Below are 263 nucleotides of genomic sequence, written 5' to 3' on the forward strand. Positions count from 1 at the left end.
CCTTTCCGGTGTTCGTGGTCCTGATCGCCCACTATGATCTGAGCCCGAACATCTGGCTGAGCCCGCTGATGATCCTGGGCACGCAATGGTACATCCTGTTCAATGTCATCGCCGGCGCCTCGGCCTTCCCGAGCGATCTCAAGGAAGCGGCACGCAGCTTCCACATCGAGGGCTGGCGCTGGTTGTTCAAGGTGATCCTGCCCGGCATCTTCCCGTATTACGTCACGGGCGCGATCACCGCGTCGGGCGGCTCGTGGAATGCT

Annotated in this window: 1 protein-coding gene; it reads left to right on the forward strand. The window is 61.6% G+C overall.

From position 1 onward, the window contains the following. Positions 1 to 263 (forward strand): ABC transporter permease subunit (locus NLU14_RS22175; RefSeq protein WP_275710678.1); only part of this gene is annotated, 263 nt, incomplete at both ends.

Origin of the sequence: Marinobacter iranensis, from assembly GCF_029207565.1 — a bacterium.
In the GTDB taxonomy this organism is placed as follows: Bacteria; Pseudomonadota; Gammaproteobacteria; order Pseudomonadales; family Oleiphilaceae; genus Marinobacter; species Marinobacter iranensis.